17 protein-coding genes are annotated in these 18,175 nt (G+C 41.2%); 10 read left to right on the top strand and 7 right to left on the bottom strand.

Going from position 1 to position 18,175, the window contains the following annotated elements; translation table 11 throughout:
* Positions 1-306: 306 nt before the first annotated feature.
* The 5 genes from AX677_RS00245 (at position 307) to AX677_RS00265 (ending at position 3,765) form a co-directional block, all read left to right on the top strand.
* On the top strand, positions 307-1,068 hold the full coding sequence (locus AX677_RS00245; RefSeq protein WP_002920730.1) for an amino acid ABC transporter ATP-binding protein: 762 nt from the start codon (positions 307-309) through the stop codon (positions 1,066-1,068).
* 14 nt (positions 1,069-1,082) lie between these two features.
* A complete protein-coding gene (locus AX677_RS00250) occupies positions 1,083-1,895 on the top strand; it encodes a transporter substrate-binding domain-containing protein (RefSeq protein WP_060975755.1) in 813 nt (270 codons plus the stop codon).
* A gap of 12 nt (positions 1,896-1,907) precedes the next feature.
* Positions 1,908-2,588 carry an amino acid ABC transporter permease gene (locus tag AX677_RS00255; protein ID WP_060975756.1) on the top strand — a complete coding sequence of 227 codons (681 nt, stop codon included), beginning with the start codon at positions 1,908-1,910 and terminating at the stop codon, positions 2,586-2,588.
* Positions 2,589-2,598: 10 nt separating this feature from the next.
* Positions 2,599-3,258 carry an amino acid ABC transporter permease gene (locus AX677_RS00260; protein ID WP_002912899.1) on the top strand — a complete coding sequence of 220 codons (660 nt, stop codon included), beginning with the start codon at positions 2,599-2,601 and terminating at the stop codon, positions 3,256-3,258.
* 108 nt (positions 3,259-3,366) lie between these two features.
* Positions 3,367-3,765 (top strand): hypothetical protein, encoded by a 399-nt coding sequence (locus tag AX677_RS00265; protein WP_002918684.1) that lies wholly within the window; start codon positions 3,367-3,369, stop codon positions 3,763-3,765.
* Positions 3,766-3,822: 57 nt separating this feature from the next.
* Here AX677_RS00265 and AX677_RS00270 read toward each other — a convergent pair whose 3' ends face one another.
* From AX677_RS00270 to ccpA, 7 genes are all read right to left on the bottom strand, one after another.
* The gene (locus tag AX677_RS00270; RefSeq protein WP_060975757.1) at positions 3,823-5,829 is read right to left on the bottom strand and encodes a retron Ec67 family RNA-directed DNA polymerase/endonuclease; all 2,007 of its coding nucleotides are present in this window, start codon (positions 5,827-5,829) and stop codon (positions 3,823-3,825) included.
* 234 nt (positions 5,830-6,063) lie between these two features.
* Positions 6,064-8,001 (bottom strand): threonine--tRNA ligase, encoded by a 1,938-nt coding sequence (gene thrS, locus AX677_RS00275; protein WP_060975758.1) that lies wholly within the window; start codon positions 7,999-8,001, stop codon positions 6,064-6,066.
* 31 nt (positions 8,002-8,032) lie between these two features.
* Positions 8,033-8,431, bottom strand: a complete 399-nt coding sequence (locus tag AX677_RS00280; protein ID WP_060975759.1) for a hypothetical protein — start codon at positions 8,429-8,431, stop codon at positions 8,033-8,035.
* A 336-nt stretch (positions 8,432-8,767) separates the two neighbouring features.
* Positions 8,768-9,250, bottom strand: a complete 483-nt coding sequence (locus AX677_RS00285; protein WP_060975760.1) for a hypothetical protein — start codon at positions 9,248-9,250, stop codon at positions 8,768-8,770.
* Between the two features lie 70 nt (positions 9,251-9,320).
* On the bottom strand, positions 9,321-10,643 hold the full coding sequence (locus AX677_RS00290; RefSeq protein WP_060975761.1) for a glycosyltransferase family 4 protein: 1,323 nt from the start codon (positions 10,641-10,643) through the stop codon (positions 9,321-9,323).
* A gap of 1 nt (position 10,644) precedes the next feature.
* A complete protein-coding gene (locus tag AX677_RS00295) occupies positions 10,645-11,643 on the bottom strand; it encodes a glycosyltransferase family 4 protein (protein WP_060975762.1) in 999 nt (332 codons plus the stop codon).
* 245 nt (positions 11,644-11,888) lie between these two features.
* Entirely contained in the window at positions 11,889-12,893 is a 1,005-nt protein-coding gene (gene ccpA, locus AX677_RS00300; protein WP_002894913.1) for a catabolite control protein A, read from the bottom strand.
* Between the two features lie 162 nt (positions 12,894-13,055).
* Here ccpA and AX677_RS00305 point away from each other — a divergent pair, with 162 nt between their 5' ends.
* From AX677_RS00305 to AX677_RS00325, 5 genes are all read left to right on the top strand, one after another.
* Complete coding sequence (locus tag AX677_RS00305; RefSeq protein WP_060975763.1) at positions 13,056-14,138, top strand: Xaa-Pro peptidase family protein; 1,083 nt, start codon at positions 13,056-13,058, stop codon at positions 14,136-14,138.
* Between the two features lie 428 nt (positions 14,139-14,566).
* Positions 14,567-15,613, top strand: coding sequence for an iron ABC transporter permease (locus AX677_RS00310; RefSeq protein WP_060975764.1), 1,047 nt, complete (start codon positions 14,567-14,569; stop codon positions 15,611-15,613).
* Position 15,614: 1 nt separating this feature from the next.
* Positions 15,615-16,370: an ABC transporter ATP-binding protein gene (locus AX677_RS00315; RefSeq protein ID WP_060975765.1), complete on the top strand. Its 756-nt coding sequence runs from the start codon at positions 15,615-15,617 to the stop codon at positions 16,368-16,370.
* A gap of 55 nt (positions 16,371-16,425) precedes the next feature.
* Positions 16,426-17,454: an ABC transporter substrate-binding protein gene (locus tag AX677_RS00320; protein WP_060975766.1), complete on the top strand. Its 1,029-nt coding sequence runs from the start codon at positions 16,426-16,428 to the stop codon at positions 17,452-17,454.
* Positions 17,435-18,127, top strand: a complete 693-nt coding sequence (locus AX677_RS00325; protein WP_004192906.1) for an alpha/beta hydrolase-fold protein — start codon at positions 17,435-17,437, stop codon at positions 18,125-18,127. Before AX677_RS00320 ends, AX677_RS00325 begins: the two co-directional genes overlap by 20 nt.
* Positions 18,128-18,175 lie beyond the last annotated feature (48 nt).

Genomic DNA, 18,175 nt, shown 5'->3' on the forward strand with positions numbered 1-18,175 from the left:
AACTCCATGATAGAAAAGTTGTGACATAGTCAGCTAAGTCGTCCTGCATCAAAACGTGCAAAAGGCAATCTAGTTTGCATAGCTAGACTCCCAATCCAATTTTATTTATTTATATAGTCTTATTATACCAAAGTTTTCTTAAAAAACACTAATTCAAGCCATTTTTATTCCACATTTGTAGAAAATGGATGATTCTCATCAAAAAAAAATCTCTCTGAATAAAAATAGTCATTTTTATTCAATTTGACAGTTTATTTATTCTATGGTAAAATCTATGTCATATTATCTAACACAAAGGAGAAAGATATGGCTTTAGTTGAATTTAAAAATGTCGAAAAGTATTACGGAGACTACCATGCTCTGCGCAATATCAATCTCAGTTTTGAAAAAGGGCAAGTAGTTGTACTGCTGGGACCATCCGGCTCAGGAAAATCTACTCTTATCCGTACAATCAACGCTTTAGAAGGCATTGACCAGGGAAGCTTGATCGTCAATGGCCACGAGGTCACGAACACTGCTGCCAAAGATCTGGTTAACTTACGCAAAGAAGTCGGAATGGTCTTTCAACATTTTAATCTTTACCCCCACAAAACGGTGTTAGAAAATGTTACCTTGGCGCCTATTAAAGTTCTAGGAATGGATAAACAAGAAGCTAAAAAAATCGCTCAAAAATATCTAGAATTTGTCAACATGTGGGACAAGAAAGACTCTTACCCAGGCATGCTGTCCGGTGGACAAAAGCAAAGGATTGCCATTGCCCGCGGTTTAGCTATGCACCCTGAGCTCCTGCTCTTTGATGAACCAACTTCTGCCCTAGACCCTGAAACAATCGGGGATGTTCTGGCTGTTATGCAAAAATTAGCCAAAGACGGCATGAACATGATTGTGGTCACACACGAGATGGGCTTCGCCCGTGAGGTAGCTGACCGCATTATCTTCATGGCAGACGGTGAGGTGCTGGTGGATACTACTGATGTTGATGCTTTCTTTGACAATCCTACCGAACCTCGCGCTAAGCAGTTTCTCAGTAAAATTATCAACCACGAGAGTGATAACGTGCTTTCTTAGAAAGGAGAAGAACTATGAAATTACAAAAAATACTCATCAGCCTACTCTTACTCCTTCTGACTCTAGGCTTAATCCATGCCGCTCCCGCACAAGCCGATTCCAGTACCAGCCAACAGGTCAAGGCTATCCAGAAACGCGGTGTTCTCAATGTCGGTGTCAAGCAGGATGTACCTAACTTTGGTTACCTCAATCCAGATAGCAATACTTACAGCGGTCTAGAAATCGATATTGCAAAGAAGATTGCTAAGGAACTAGGCGTCAAAATCAACTACGTTCCAGTTACCGCACAAACTCGCGGACCACTTCTGGACAACGGACAAGTTGACATGGTCATTGCGACCTTTACCATCACAGATGAGCGTAAGGAAATCTATAATTTTACAACCCCTTACTACACAGATGCTTCTGGTTTTCTAGTTAATAAATCCAGCAAAATTACAGACGTCAAGGACTTGAATAACAAGACTATCGGCGTCGTCCAAGGCTCTATTACTCAGACCTTGCTGGAAGAAATCGCTCAAGAGAAAAAGCTCAACTTCAAATATGTGGAGTTAGGCTCCTACCCGGAACTTGCTGTTTCCTTGCGGGCTCACCGTATTGATGCCATTTCTGTTGATAAGTCCATCCTGACCGGCTATGTAAGTTCCAAGTCAAACATTCTGGATTACAGCTTCAAAAAAGCCGATTATGGTGTGGTAACAAAAAAATCCAATACTCAATTGAATGACTATGTAGATGGCCTAATCTCTAAATGGAAGGAAGACGGCAGTCTACAGAAAATTTATGACAAATATGATTTAAAACCATCTGCTTCAACAGATGATTAGAAAGGAGACCCCATGAGTTTTAGTATTTCTTCTTGGCAGGCCTACTTTGCGGACTTTGGCAAGTTTTTCCAAGGATTCCTCTTTACCTTAGCTATTTCTATCGGTGCCCTGACCTTGGCTCTTCTACTAGGGATTTTCTTTGGAGCTATCAGCACAGGTAAGCGCAAAGTTCTACGTGGTCTAGCTCGTGTTTTTGTTGAGTTTTATCAGAATACACCACTCTTAGTGCAATTTGTAATTGTCTTTTACGGTCTTCCGCTAGTCAGCAATTACACCATCATGCCCTCAATCTATTGGACTGCTGTCCTTTGTGTAGGACTGTATCACGGTGCTTATATCGCCGAAGTCATCCGCTCAGGTATCCAGTCCATTCCTCGCGGGCAGACCGAAGCTGCACTATCTCAGGGCTTTACCTATGTAGAAACTATGCGATATATCATCCTGCCCCAAGCTTTTCGGATTATCCTGCCACCGTTAATCAATCAGGTCGTCAATCTGATAAAAAACACTTCTACCGTCGCTATTATCTCTGGTATGGATCTGATGTTCGTGACCAAGTCTTGGTCTGCTCTGAACTCCAACTACATCCCAGCATTTGCTGGAGCAGCTCTGCTCTACTTCCTCCTTTGCTTCCCAATCGCTAGCTGGGGACGAAAGGTAGAGGAAGCCAATAAACAAGCTTACAGCATCTAAGGAGGTCTCTATGGAAAATATTTTAAAAGTCTTAACCGCAAACAACCTCCTCTTTATCCTTAAGGGGCTCTGGCTGACACTGCAAATTTCTTTCATTTCCATTGTCCTATCCACGATTTTTGGAACTATTCTAGCAGTCATGCGAAATGGAAAAAATAAACTGCTCAAGCTGATTGCCAGCATTTACATCGAATTTGTCCGTAATGTACCCAACTTGCTCTGGATTTTCACTATCTTTTTAGTCTTTCAGATTAAGTCAACGCCAGCTGGTATCATCAGCTTCACTGTCTTTACTTCTGCTGCTTTGGCAGAAATTATCCGAGGCGGTCTCAATGCCATTGACCCAGGTCAGACTGAAGCTGGCTTATCTCAAGGATTTACTCAGTTTCAGATACTGCGTTATATCATCCTACCTCAGGCTATTCGGAAAATGCTGCCAGCCATCATTTCTCAGTTTGTCACAGTGATTAAGGATACCAGCCTGCTCTATTCTGTTATTGCGCTCCAAGAACTTTTTGGTTCTGCTCAAATTCTGATGGGACGCTATTTTGAAGCTGAACAAGTCTTCGCTCTCTACCTACTAGTAGCAGCCATCTATTTCCTGATTAACTTCGCCATTTCCAGCTTCTCGCGCAAGCTATCCCAACGCTGGGCTCAAGCTGCAGAATAAGTAGCTCAGATACAGACCTACTGTGCAAAAGTTGAGTTTACCAACTCAACTTTTTTATTTTTAACATTTGTGGTAGAATAATATCAAAGGATAGACAAGGAGAACGATATGAAAAAACTGACATTGCTTTTCACCACTTTCTTAACACTAATCTTTCTCAGCGCCTGCGGTCAGCACACTAGCTTCCAGGGAAAATGGAAGGCTCAGAAAGCAAACGGCGAGGACATTGACATTGTCTTCAATGACAAGACCGGCAAGCTAGGTGATAAAGAATTTCACTATAAGATAGATAAGTCAGGCTATCAAGATAACACCAAATATTACAGTATCACTGTCAGCGATACCTATCACTACACCATCCTTTTCCCAGATGATGATATGAAAATAGCTACTCTTCTAGAACCTGATGACCCGTCTAGTGACCCTCTCTATGGGGAAATGCTCTATGCCATGAACCGAAATGAGTATCCTGATTTTGATGATTATGTGGATAAATACTTGAATTAACAAAGACTTGACATCTATTTTTAAACTCTACAAAGCCCTGTGACTGCAATCACAGGGCTATTTGATTCTATGGAATTTGTAAAGTTTATTTTTATTTACTCTGTTTTTATTATCTTGAATAATAGATTTTATATTTTCGAATAAGTTTTCAAAATTTTGAAAAGAAAAATTTTGATAATTATACATTATATGCTTTGAGAGATGATTCTTACCGTAATTTCTTTTCTCAACAAAATCCTTGTCAGAAGAATTAAATTCTTTTTCTAGTATTCTATCTACTTTCTTTATATCATCTGATAATAACAACGATTCTATATCAGAATTATTAGTACCCGACTCAATATCAGGGATTAACATCAAATACAAATTATCTTTTATATGAATCCATTCTCTTTCTCTGAGTTCTTCTTTAAATTTTTCTTTTTTCTCATCACAAAATTTTGTTTCAAAATTTTTTATTTCTTTTTTTATTTCTTCAGATGTCTTACCATCTAGTTTCAAGTTCTGAATTTTTTTACGTTTGCTTTCTTCATATTCTTTTTCAAATATTTTTTTAGCCATTCTTTTGTATTTATCAAGAAATTGCTTAATTGGCCGGTCTGGTTCATCTAATTCATTATCAAAAAGCATAATAACAGGAGATTTATATGGAGAACCTATCCTTTTAAAATAATTATAAATATCACCAAAATTTTTATTATTGAAAAGGTTATTATTCAAATATAAATTCCAAATCTTTTCAAAAATCGACCCACCATGTTTATTTAATCCCAAATATTTTTCAAGTACAGTAGATTTTTTAAAAAAAGTAATGCTGTATTTGGCTTTTCCATCATTTTCAAGATTTATAAGTTCTGGAAATTTTTTATTCAATTTTTTTAGGGAAGCTCTGATATAACGTATATCTGTTTTCCCTTCAGTAACAAGCATTGGTCTATCAATACCATAAAAATATTTGTAGAATAGAAAACGTTGAAATGTTTTTTCTCTTGTAGAAAAAATATTTCTTTCCAGTCCTAGTATATTATCACTATACTGATCCACTTGATTAATAAAAGCAAAGCGTCCACTTAAAATTTTTATCGGATTATCAACTTTTTCTTTATTTACATAAACTTCCCTACCTATATATAATTGATGTGCCATTCCTCTTGTTGCTTTATAATATTTTTTTGAAACACTGATCCTTTTATTTACTATCAGGCCTGTCACCGTCTGTCTAGAGTACCAGTAACATATTCTCGATTTTTTATCATTAACAGTAAATCCTGCATCTTCCACAATAATATTTAGCTCATGCAAAAAGTCTTTTACTCTAGCAAAACAATCATCATCATTTGTCGAAAAAGTCATATCATCCGCATATCTGGTATATTTTAATCGAAATTTTTTACAAAGTTTTCTAATACGAGAATCTAGAATTCTACCAATCATATTTGTTAATATTGGTGAACTAGGCGCACCTTGAGGTAATTTTGATTTATAACAAACCAAATTAGCTAACGTCATTGCGATTTCTCTGGACAATAAAAAATCTTTATGGTGTTCAAAATATCCTCGAACTCTGTAGAATGTAAAACTATCAAAAAAATCTTTTAAATCAATATTAATGATATATTTTTTCTTTCTATGTAAAGCCGCATTCGTAAGAATACTTTTTCCTTTCTCAAAACCCTGAATAGTATTATTTTGAAATCTATAATTCTTTTTTAATTCTAATGTTAATCTATAACCACTATTATAATCTTCAATGGTTTCTGTGAATGAAATATATCTTTGTTTTTCCTCTCTAATCATTTTATTTTTTTTGATATATTGTTCTTCTTTTTCATGATTTATCCATAGTTGCTCACGCCACAAAAGTTCTGATATTCTTTTTTGAATACTCTTTAAAGGCTCTTGCGGTGCACATATTTGTCTTTCAGAACCGTCTTTCTTAGGAATTGAATAGACCTTATAAAGTTTTTCACGATATTCACTATTTAACAAACTATTCAAAGTATTCCTATCAATTTCTAACAATTTAGATAGTTGGTTTAAATTTTTAATTTCTTTCAATCTCATGATGTGCTCCTGAGAGTATAATAAAAACATATAACTACTCACTATGCGAGACTCGTCGAGCATTTTCTGAACAAGCTTCTCAACAGGCGAAATCTTAAACTAGTTACCCAGTTGACTTCATCACAATTTGCGGATACACAAACAATAAATTCTAGTTATATGTCACAAAAATTATATCATATAATTTAATAAAAGAGAAGTCCTTGTTGAACTTCTCTAACCTAATTTATATCTCTAAACGCGGGATTTGTTGGCAATGTCTGCTAGGATTTGCTCTACAAATTCGTCTACTAGTATTGTATGTGTTTCTTTTTGACCGTAGCGGCGGACATTAACAGTACCGTCTTCAACTTCCTTGTCACCAACGATGAGCTGATAAGGAATCTTGCTAGTTTGTGAGGCACGAATCTTATACTGCATTTTTTCATTTCGCTCATCCACATCAGCACGGACACCCTTGTCACGCAGCTTCTTAGCCACTTGCCAAGCATAGTCGATATGGGCTTCGTTAGAAACTGGAATCAAAGTCACTTGATGCGGAGCCAGCCAGGTCGGGAAGGCACCCTTGTAATTTTCAATCAAGATGGCCGTGAAGCGCTCCATGGTTGAGATAACCCCACGGTGAATCATAACTGGGCGATGCTCTTCACCGTCAGCTCCGACATACTTGAGGTCAAAACGCTCTGGCAAGAGGAAGTCCAGCTGGATAGTTGACAGGGTTTCTTCATTTCCTAGGGCTGTTTTAACCTGGATATCAAGTTTAGGGCCGTAGAAGGCTGCTTCTCCTTCTGCCTCAAAGTAGGCCACACCCATTTCGTCCAAGGCTGCTCGCAGCATGGTTTGGGCATTTTCCCACATCTCATCGTTATCAAAATACTTATGCGTATCCTGAGGGTCACGAAGAGACAGGCGGAAACGATATTCTGTCAAGTTAAAATCAGCGTAAACGTCGATAATCAACTGCAGCGCACGCTGGAATTCTTCTTGGATTTGTTCAGGAGTAACAAAGAGGTGACCGTCATTCAAGGACATTTCGCGTACACGTTGAAGACCAGTCAGGGCACCAGATTTTTCGTAACGGTGCATCATACCAATCTCAGCGATACGGATTGGCAGCTCACGGTAAGAGTGAACATGGTGTTTATAGACTTGGATGTGGTGAGGGCAGTTCATCGGACGCAAAACAAACTCTTCCCCATCACCCATATCCATGGTTGGGAACATATCCTCTTGGTAGTGCTCCCAGTGGCCAGAAGTCTTATAGAGTTCCACCGAAGCCAAAGGCGGAGTGTAGACGTGTTGGTAGCCTGAAGCCAACTCTTTATCAACGATGTAGCGCTCCAACTCGCGACGGATCGTCGCACCATTTGGCAGCCAGAATGGCAAGCCTTGACCCACTTCTTGTGAAATCATGAAGAGATCCAGCTCTTTACCTAACTTACGGTGGTCGCGTTCTTTAGCCTCTTCCCGCATTTGCAGATATTTCTTCAGGTCTTTCTTGTCAAACCAAGCAGTACCATAGACCCGCTGCATCATAGCATTGTCGCTGTTCCCGCGCCAGTATGCACCAGCCACGTTCAAGAGATGGAAGATTTGGATTCGACCTGTAGATGGAACGTGAGGCCCACGGCAGAGATCCACATATTCACCCTGACGGTAGATGGTCAAACCACCCTCATCTTCTGAGTGCTCTTCAATCAACTCCAACTTGTACGGATCGTTTTTGAAAATTTCACGCGCCTCATCCTTGGTCACTTCCTCACGGATGGACGGGAAGTTTTCTTTGACGATTTTCTTCATTTCTTCTTCGATACGAGGCAGATCTTCATTTGAAATTTGCCCTGCTTCATTGTCCGTATCGTAGTAGAAACCATCCTGAATGGCAGGACCAACTCCCAAGTGAATATCTGGGAAAAGACGGCGAGCTGCTTGCGCAAACAAGTGGGCCGCAGAGTGACGCAAGATGTCTAAAGCATCTTCGTGGTCAGGTGTCACGATTTCAATAGCACCATCTTCAGTGATGGCACGAGTCGTATCAATCAATTTGCCGTTGAATTTACCAGCCAAAGCTTTTTTAGCTAGGGAATTGCTGATAGATTGAGCAATTTCAAAAGTTGTAACGCCAGATTCGAATTCACGAACAGCGCCATCTGGGAAAGTAATCTTAATCATGAGTTTTCTCCTTATCTATCATCCAAATATTTTAAGAATCTATTCTTTTATTGTAATAGTTGATTTCTAGGATTTCTTGTAGCTCAGTTTTATGCCAGCCTACACCAATCATTACCTTATTAACATTAAATTCAAAACTCTGTTTATCATTCATCGAAAACTTAAGTTTATATCCCATGAACAAGCGCTTCTTAAATTGATATGCTTGGATATCTTCTGCTGAAAATTCTCCTACAATATCTCCTAATTTCCCCATAGGGGTAATAGAAATGATGTAGATTCCTGTCTCAGTAAAAACAATTAAAAAGTAGGCATTTGCAGTGCCTCCCAAACGCTGAGTTCCATAGACTGCATGCAGCGACTCAGCTATGCTAGAATCTAAGCCATGTTTCATTAAATAAGCTTTAATTTCTTCGAATTTGAATCCCATACAGATCTCCTTTATTCATTTTATTTTTTATAATATTGTAGCAAAGGAAAAGCCATCTCTCGCCACTCAAAAAGCAAGAAAAGAAAAATGAAAACAAAAAACGACATCCTAAAAGGACGTCGCAACGTGGTTCCACCTTCATTTATGCAAGTCAAAAGACTCACACCTCGAATCGGCTCTAACGTAGCCACCGTTTTATGTTTGCATAAAAGCTGATAGAGTAGTCCCAACTGCATCCTCTACGCGATTTTCAGCTCCACGCGCTCTCTAAAAGATTTCCTGCAGGTGATATGTCTCTAGAAAACATTATAGCACGATTGGAGAAATTTGCAAGAGCTATTGTCCATCAAAACCAGAAAAATGATTTAGAGCCTCTTGACTCAAAGTGGCAGCTTGACGTTTTTTACGGTATTGCTCTGCCAACAGCATTCCTCCCAAAGAAAGGAATAACAAGACATGAATATCCCTAGCATTATAAAGCGTGGAAGTGATTGGATTATAAATCTTGTCTCCTGAGTAAAAAAGTCCGTCAAAAAAGTTTTTGAATAGATAATAATACTGAACCCCTGGAATCAAAAGAAGAAAGGGCAGTGAAAAACCTTGCATCCGAGTATTTATATAAACAATCACTGCACCAATCAAAGGAAGCAGCACAGCATAATAAAATAAATTAAGATTAGAAAGCCAGTTCAAATCGCTTCCCATACTTTCTGTATTATTTATAAAATATTGCCAAATTTGTTCCCAAATCAAGCCCGAACCAACGACAATGCCATAGAACAAAAGCAACAAAGGCAGCTGTTTGAGATATTTTTTCATAAGATTTCTCCTCTATTCTAAACAAAACCTTGCATAAATAGCTATTGCCGCAATGATGCAAGGCATGTTTCTATTCTAATAACTTAGTAATATTCCTGATTTTTTTCACTTGCTTACTCGAAGCCTTGAGGATACGAACGGAGCCATTGATTGGTAGAGAAATGACTTTTCCAGGCAGATAGGCCACTGTCTTGGCCAGACGCTTGGCAGCACTTTCCTCTGGGCTAAGCTCGTTGTGGAAGTCCTTGGAAATGGTTAAATCCAGATAAAACTCATAGACTCTGCGACCAAAATTCTCCGCTGAAATTTCGTAGAGCTTGTCTGCTAACTTCTGCTCATCCATATCAGGTGTCGCAATAATTGCCTCTAAAATAGCGCCTGATAAATCACGCTCTTGGTAATAAAGGGTCCCAAAAATCTTATCACTGATAACGTTATCCAGATAAGGATTACCATGGGCAACAATCGGCGTGCCGCTGGCTAAGCTTTCCAGATAAGTCAGACCTTGAGTCTCACTGGTTGACGCAGAGATAAAGAAATCCGCCGCTTTATAGTAAAGGGCTGTATCACTAGGAGCAATCATCCCCGTAAAGATGACAGCTTCTTCAATCTGAAGCTTGGCAACCAATTCTTTCAAGTCTTCCGCATAGGGGCCATCGCCGACAATGACTAGCTTGACTTTGTCATTTTCTTCAAGGACGGCAGGCATCGCCTCAACGATAGCCTGGATATTCTTTTCATAAGAAATACGGGACAGACTGAGCAGCATTATCTCATCTTCAGCTAGTCCTAGCTTGAAACGCAGCTTCTTGATATCCTCAAGCGAAATTTCCGGTCGCTCAAACTTCGCCAGCTCAATTCCTGTCGGAATCACCCGTTTTTCTGCTTCGATTTTATAATCAACCAAAAGGTCATAAACAATCTCGCTAGGGCAGATAACCCCATCCAAGTCACTCATGAAGCCACGGACGATGTACTTGACCATACTAGGACGGATGACCATCCCCTTGGCAATATAGTGCACATAATCTTCATACTGGGTATGGTAGGTATGTACTACCGGAATCCGCAGCTCTTTGGCAATCCAAATCCCCAGCAGCCCTAGTGAAAACTCAGTCTGGGTATGGATAATGTCCAGCTGGTACTGACGGGCAATTTCTAAGGCATGAGAAAATCCTCGATAAGCCACTCTTCGATCCTTAAAGGCAAAGAAAGGTACGCTGGGAATCCGAATAATTTGCCAATCCTCATAACGATTGACATCCTTGTCCGTCGTCGTAAAAATAAATACCGTGTGACCTAATTTTTCCAGCTCCGTCTTCAAAGTCCGAATACTGGTAGCAACCCCAGAGACCTGAGGAAAATAGGTATCTGTAAAAAGTCCAATACGCATCTTACATCTCCAAAACTGTTTGATAAGCCTTAACTAACTGATCTGCAACATCGTCAATAGACCGGCTTTTAGCTACCTGATAGCCTGCTTCGCGCTTGTCAACCTTTTTATCTAAGATATTTCTCAGAGACTGGACAAACTCGTCTACGTTATGACAGAGCTCAGCTGAACGCTCATCCACCCAGCCATGATAAACTGGAATATCGCGCAGTACAACATTCTGCTCACTGGCCAAGGCTTCCAGGACAACAATTCCTTCTGTTTCCTCATAGGACGGGAAAAAGAAAGCATCTGCTCCAGACATGGCTCCCTGGAAAACCGCTCCCTTAAAATAACCAGGGAATTCGACATTATCAGGGTGGTCAAAGAGAACCAAACGGCGAATCTTGCGCGGAATCAGCCAGAGATTGATGGAGCCCAGCCAAATAAAGCGCACGTCAGGCATCCTGCGGGCAACTTCTACAAAGTCCTCAATCCCCTTGCGGCGGAAATAAAGTCCAGCACAGACGACCACCTTCTGCCCCTCTTCAATCTTGAAATGTTTTTTAAATACTTCTTCCTTATGAGCATCTTTCTTATACTTAGGCAGGTCAATACCGTTTGATACAGCCACTATAGGAGTAGTGACCCCATAAGACTGGATAAGCTGCTTGGAATACTCCGATGGCGTGATAATGAAATCTGCCTTTTTATACATGTGCGTCAGGTATTTACCAAAGAGTGGAGCAAAGAGATTGGATCCAATAAAGGAATTTTCAAAGTCCTCCTTGGTCGAATGCCCATGCATAATCACTTTTTTATTGCCCCTCTTGGCAGCATGCAGGAGAAGCAAGCTACGGGGACCATAGGTATTGATGTGGACCACATCATAATCTCCTAAAACGTCCGTCGTATAAGGAATCCCAGCCAAATCCAAGGCATGCATCTGATGCTGGAGGGCTCGGCCGATTCCTGATTTCTCCAAAACGGACTTTCCTTCAAGGTACAGTAATACTTTCATACTTCCTATTATACCGAAAATCAAATAAAAAGGAAAACCACAAGGGCAAATGAGATAAAAAATCCATCCAAAGCCTGATAGCATATAGAAAACGCTCTAGCAGAACGGAAACACAAAAAAGCTGAGGTACTATACCTCAGCCTCGCTTCATAATCATGAAACTCTATTAAAGCAGTCATTGACTTAGTCTCTTCACTCGCTTTTCAAGTTCAGAGAAGTTCCTAATCAGACTTGCAGAACACCGCTTATTTCCGAGTTGATTTACGCTCGCTAATGCTGTGAGCTAGGAGAACTTCGCGTTCTTCCAATTCTTCCTTATGCATAATCTTAGTCAGCATGCGCATACTGATAGCGCCGATGTCATAGAGGGGCTGACCGATTGTGGAGAGGTTAGGACGAGTGAAACGAGCGACTTGCGAATCATCACTGGTAATGATTTCAAAATCTTCTGGAACTTTGATACCTTGATCAGACAGACCATTTAAGAGGCCTGCCGCCAGTTCATCTCCTGTGACAAAAGCTGCAGTTGCTTTGGAAGCAATGACACGCTCCGCGAGGTGGTAGCCATCATCATAAGAATATTTTGATTCAAAAACCAAGCCTTCGCTGTATGAAAGTTTCTTGTTCTTCAAGCCATCTTTATAGCCTGATAGACGGATTTTCCCGTTGATATCATCTACAAGCGGTCCGCTGACAAAGGCAATTTTCTTATTGCGCTTAGCCAGTAATTCTACAGCATCAACCGTTGCTTGCTTGTAGTCAATATTGACGCTCGGAAGTTGATGCTCCACATCGACAGTACCCGCCAAAACGACCGGTGTGCGCGAACGTGAAAACTCTGAGCGAATTTTCTCTGTCAAATGATAGCCCATGAAAATAATGCCATCCACCTGCTTAGAAAAGAGAGTATTGACAACGGATACTTCCTTATCATCATCCTCATCACTGTTAGCCAAGACAATGTTATATTTATACATTTCAGCAATATCATCAATCCCTTTTGCCAAGGTTGAGAAATAGCTATTGGTAATATTTGGAATGACAACGCCAACGGTTGTAGTCTTCTTGCTGGCTAGTCCACGTGCTACTGCATTTGGGCGATAGTCAAGACGATCAATGACCTCTAAAACTTTTTTACGTGTGTTTTCTTTGACGTTCTTGTTTCCATTCACTACCCGACTGACTGTCGCCATCGAAACTCCCGCTTCACGGGCGACATCATAAATGGTTACTGTGTCGTCTGTGTTCATATAGTTTCCTTTCTTCTATTGAAAATATCGTTTTCACTTTCCTACATTCACCATTTTATCACTTCTTGTAAACACTTTCAAGTATTTTGATAAGTTTTTGAAAAGTCTTGCTTTTTTTGACATTTTTTGCCAAAATAGAGGCATAGAAAGAAGGTTGTGACCATGACAAAAATCCAACAAATCACCCACTATCTCGAGAATGAGAAGCTAGATGCTGCTGTTCTGTCTGATCCAGTCACTATCAATTATCTGACTGGTTTTTACAGTGACCCGCATGAGCGGCAGATGTTTTTGTTTGTCTATCCTGACCATGAACCCCTGCTCTTCGTGCCTGCTCTAGAGGTTGAGCGTGCTTCAGGTTCTGTTCCCTTTTCAGTCCTTGGCTATATGGACTCTGAAAATCCTTGGCAGAAGATTAAAGCAGCCCTTCCGGCTCACTCCTTCAAGACTGTCGCTCTTGAGTTTGATAACTTGATTTTGACCAAATATCATGGATTGAAAACTGTCTTTGAATCTGCAGAATTTGCCAACCTGACTCCTTACGTCAACCGCTTGCGCTTGATCAAATCAGCCGATGAAATCCAGAAAATGCTGGTAGCTGGACAATATGCTGACAAGGCTGTCAATATTGGTTTTGACAATATTTCACTGGAAAATACCGAAACGGATATCATCGCTCAGATTGACTTTGCTATCAAGCGCGAAGGCTATGAGATGAGCTTTGAAACCATGGTACTGACGGGAAATAATGCAGCTAATCCGCATGGCATTCCCGGAGCAAATAAAGTCGAAAATAACGCTCTCCTGCTCTTTGACCTTGGCTGCATGGTCAATGGCTATGCCAGCGATATGACAAGGACCGTTGCTGTCGGCCAGCCGGATCAGTTTAAAAAAGATATCTACCATCTGACATTGGAAGCCCAGCAAGCTGCTCTTGACTTTATCAAGCCAGGCGTCACAGCTCATGAAGTAGACCGCGCCTCTCGGCAAGTCATCGAAAAAGCGGGCTATGGTGAGTATTTCAATCACCGCCTCGGCCATGGTATCGGTATGGATGTTCACGAATTTCCATCAATTATGGAAGGCAACGACATGGTCATCGAAGAAGGCATGTGCTTCTCTGTTGAGCCTGGTATTTACATCCCTGGCAAGGTCGGTGTCCGCATTGAGGACTGCGGCTATGTCACTAAGAATGGTTTTGAACTCTTCACCGAAACTAGCAAGGACCTACTGTATTTTGAATAGAATTTTATGAGTCTATATTATATTTTGAATGATTATTGGACTTGTCAAAGGACTTCTGGTTATTTGAGCTATCATTGTTAAACATCGTTATAGCTGTCTTAGTCCTTAAGCATTTATAATTTCAAAAAACGATAGAAAACTTTCTGTCGTTTTTTCTTGTTTCCTAATAATTATACCAAGTCATTTAGGTTCATCTGCTTTTCCTCCAATGAAGTCGTCTGTCAGAAACTTTCCGAAAAACTCAATGGCTCCTCACTAAACAGTTTTTACACTAGCAAGATGATTTCATCATTGAGAAGAGAAAGAATCACAAATCCTTATCATATCAGAGGTTTTTATCCCTTCTTGCCCTTCTGATTTAAAAATGTTATAATTTTTTATGAAAAAATTGTCTAAAAATTCTAATCTTTGCTGTTAAGGAGGTCTGGATGCTCTTCAAAAAGTCAGAAAATCATAGATTTTCTCGCTATATCTGCCTGCTCTTGCTTCTCATCATTTTTCTGGTTTTCTCCCTCTTTTTAGCTGTATCCCTGGGATCGGTCACTATTGACATACAAGATACTTACCAGATTATTTTCAGCAAGCTCGGATTTCCCCTTGGCACAGGCAAACTATCTCCGTCTACAATCGCTATTGTTTGGAACATGCGGGTTCCAAGAGTGCTTTTGGGAATCCTAGCTGGTGCTGGCCTGTCTGTCTGTGGCAGCGTCATGCAATCTACTGTCAATAATCCCATCGCAGAGCCTTATATCCTAGGAATTTCAGCGGGCGCAACCTTCGGAGCTACACTAAGCATTATCTTAGGGCTCAAATCCATTACTGGCACAGGCGCCTTTATAGGAGCCATTCTGGCATCAGCTGTGGTCCTTTTTATCGCATCCATGCAGGGAAAGATGACGACAAGCAGTCTGATATTATCAGGAACAGTTGTAAATGCCCTTTTTATCGCCTTTTCCAACTTTATCATTTCCGTCGGTGCCAATGCTGACAGTGTTATGACCATCAAATTCTGGACTATGGGCTCACTGGCTGGAACTTCTTGGTCAGATCTAGCCTTGCCGGCTCTTGTTGTCGGTCTCTCCTTTTTGTTTTTCTGTTCCCAGTATCGTATTTTCAATACTATGATGATGGGGGACGAAGCAGCTTTGACACTGGGAGTCCATCTGCGTTTTTACTGGTTCCTCTATATAACAGTTGTCGCAGTCATGACTGCGGTGCTAGTTGCCTGCTGCGGTATTATCGGCTTCGTCGGACTAATCACTCCGCACATTGCTCGAAGATTAGTCGGTACCAACTACAAAAGGCTCTTTCCTATCGCTACCCTGCTCGGCTCTCTCTTTCTTGTCTGGGCAGATGTTTTAGCTCGAATTTTGGTCAAAAATGCCGAGCTACCGATTGGGATCTTCACCGCTTTGGTCGGCGCCCCCTTCTTTATCTACATTGTAGCCAAAAGCCGAAAGGAGGTCAGCAGCTGATATGGATCTAACTTGCCAAAATATCCACTATTCTATTGGCCAAAAAGAGATTTTAAAAGGGATTTCACTCAAGGTCGATGGAAATCAGTTTCACACTATTTTAGGACCCAACGGAAGCGGCAAAACTAGTCTGCTCAAAACAATCTACCGCCAAATCAAACCCGACAGTGGGGACATTTATCTAAACGGAAGGCCACTTGAACAGGTCAGCATAAAAAAAGCAGCCCAGAAAATAGCCGTTGTAACTCAGTTTAACCATCTTCAGTTTGACTGCACCGTCCAAGAAATCGTCATGCTGGGCAGGACTCCGCATCTGTCCCTTTTTCAAAAAGAGAGCGAAAAAGACTATGCCCTCGTCCGTCATGCCTTGAAGCAGGTGGATATGCTAGATAAGGGGAACCGAACCTATCTATCCCTGTCTGGCGGTGAGAAGCAAAGAGTCCTGTTGGCACGCGCTTTGGCCCAGCAGCCAAGCCTACTGCTCCTAGACGAGCCGACCAATCATCTGGATATCAAATACCAGCTGGATATGCTGCGTATCGTGAAAGACCTGAACATCAATGTTTTAGCAGTTTTACACGATATCCAACTGGCTTGTCAGTATTCAGATTATTTGTACCTCATGCAGGGAGGTGAGATTGCATACCAAGGCGCTCCAAAGGAGGCCATCACCCATGATTCACTGCAAGCCGTTTACGGCATTCAGAGCAAAGTGATCTGGACCAAGGATCGACAGGCCATGATTCAGTATCTATAAGAGTCTGTTTTCAGCTTTATCTATACAAGCTCCATGCCCAAGAAAGGAAGGCAATATGAAAAAAACACTCAGTATCTTACTCGTCGCAACTGCTGCACTGACAATGGCAGCCTGCAATTCTTCATCTAAAGAAAATACGAAAGAAAGCTCAACTTCGCAATCTTCCTCCAAAACTGAAAGCGCGAAAAAGAGCACAGCAGAGACAAAATATCCAGTGACAATCAAAACTTACGATGGCGAAGGCAAGGAGATTGATCAGGTCTTTGAAAAGGCACCGGAAAAGGTCATCACCAACAACCTTTCGACGACCGAAATCTTGATTGAACTAGGATTGAAGGACAAGATCGCTGGTATGCTCAATCCAGACAACGATGTCACAGATAAATACAAGGCTGATATTGCTTCTATTCCGCAAGTCGGCGACAAGAAAACCGTATCACAGGAAACTGTCCTATCCTATGAGCCAGACGCTCTTCTTGGCCGAAACATGATGTTTTCTGAGAAGTCTCTGGGGACAGTCAGTGCCTGGAATGAAAACAAAATCCCTGTCTACACACAGAAGGCTTCCCTGTCCAATACCAAGCAAGACCTAGGCAATATCGTTGAAGATGTCAAGAATATAGGAACCATCTTTAACGTTCAAGACAAGGCCAATCAGTATGCTGACCAGCTGCAGGCAAGAATTGACACTGTCAAGAAAGCTAATAAGGCTAGCCAAGGCGAAAAGAAAAAAGCGCTCATCATGTGTGCCTACAACGATGAGACTTTCGGTGCTTATAAATCTGCCCTGCAGGAGAGCCTGCTTAACCAGCTCGGCTATACCAATGTAGCGACCGGAACCTCTGACTTGACCTTGGAAAATCTGGTCTCTATGGATCCTGAAGTCATCATCTACGTAACCAGCGACCGCAACAAGGCCATGGATGAGCAAGCAGTTGATCTAATGAAAGCCAATTCCGTTCTGGAAGATGTCCCAGCGGTCAAAAATCAGAATATCATGACCATCTCCTATGATGAGTTCATGGATTATGGTCCCGCTGTAATCGACTCACTCGAGAAAATCAATGACTTTGTCAATAAATAAGACTTTTGTCTGGGAGGGTATCACTGTCAACATTGCCCTGCCCCAAGATTATGACAAATCACGACCTTATCCTGCTGTCTTGCTAAACGATGGACAGATAAACTACCTAAGCAAGCTTTCTCCATCGGTAATCTTAATCGGACTGATATCAAACAACAGGCTGGACGATTATACACCCTGGAAAGCCAATGCTCTAAAGCCTGGCAATCCTGATTTTGGCGGCAGAGCAGATAGCTACCACCAAAAGCTCTTCAGTGATATATTAACAGAAATCAGACAGCACTACAGACTGGATGACAAGAGAATTGCCTATGGTGGCTACTCTCTCGGTGGACTAGCGGCTGTTTACAGTCTCTATAGCGACTGCAAGATCCCCTGCGTCTTTTCTATCTGCGGTTCCTTTTGGTACCCTGGTTTTACCGACTATTGCCGGACCCAGAACTTGAAAAACAAGGGCTGTCTGGTTTATTTGCAGAATGGAAAGGCTGAAGGCGCGAATCACTCGAACCGACTTTCCAAGGCTCCTTTCTATGCTGAAGAAATTCATCGCTTGATTCAGAAAGAAATCCTTACCACCTGCTCCATCTTTGACCCTTATGGGCATCATGAAGTCCTCAAAGAGCGCTATGTTGCCTTTGCCGACTGGCTGGCCACACAATGGCATATTGACTAATGAAAATCCCCTTTGTCACTTACAACAGCTGACAAAGGGGATTTTTAG

Source organism: Streptococcus sp. CCH8-C6, from assembly GCF_001557225.1.
GTDB lineage: Bacteria > Bacillota > Bacilli > Lactobacillales > Streptococcaceae > Streptococcus > Streptococcus sanguinis_C.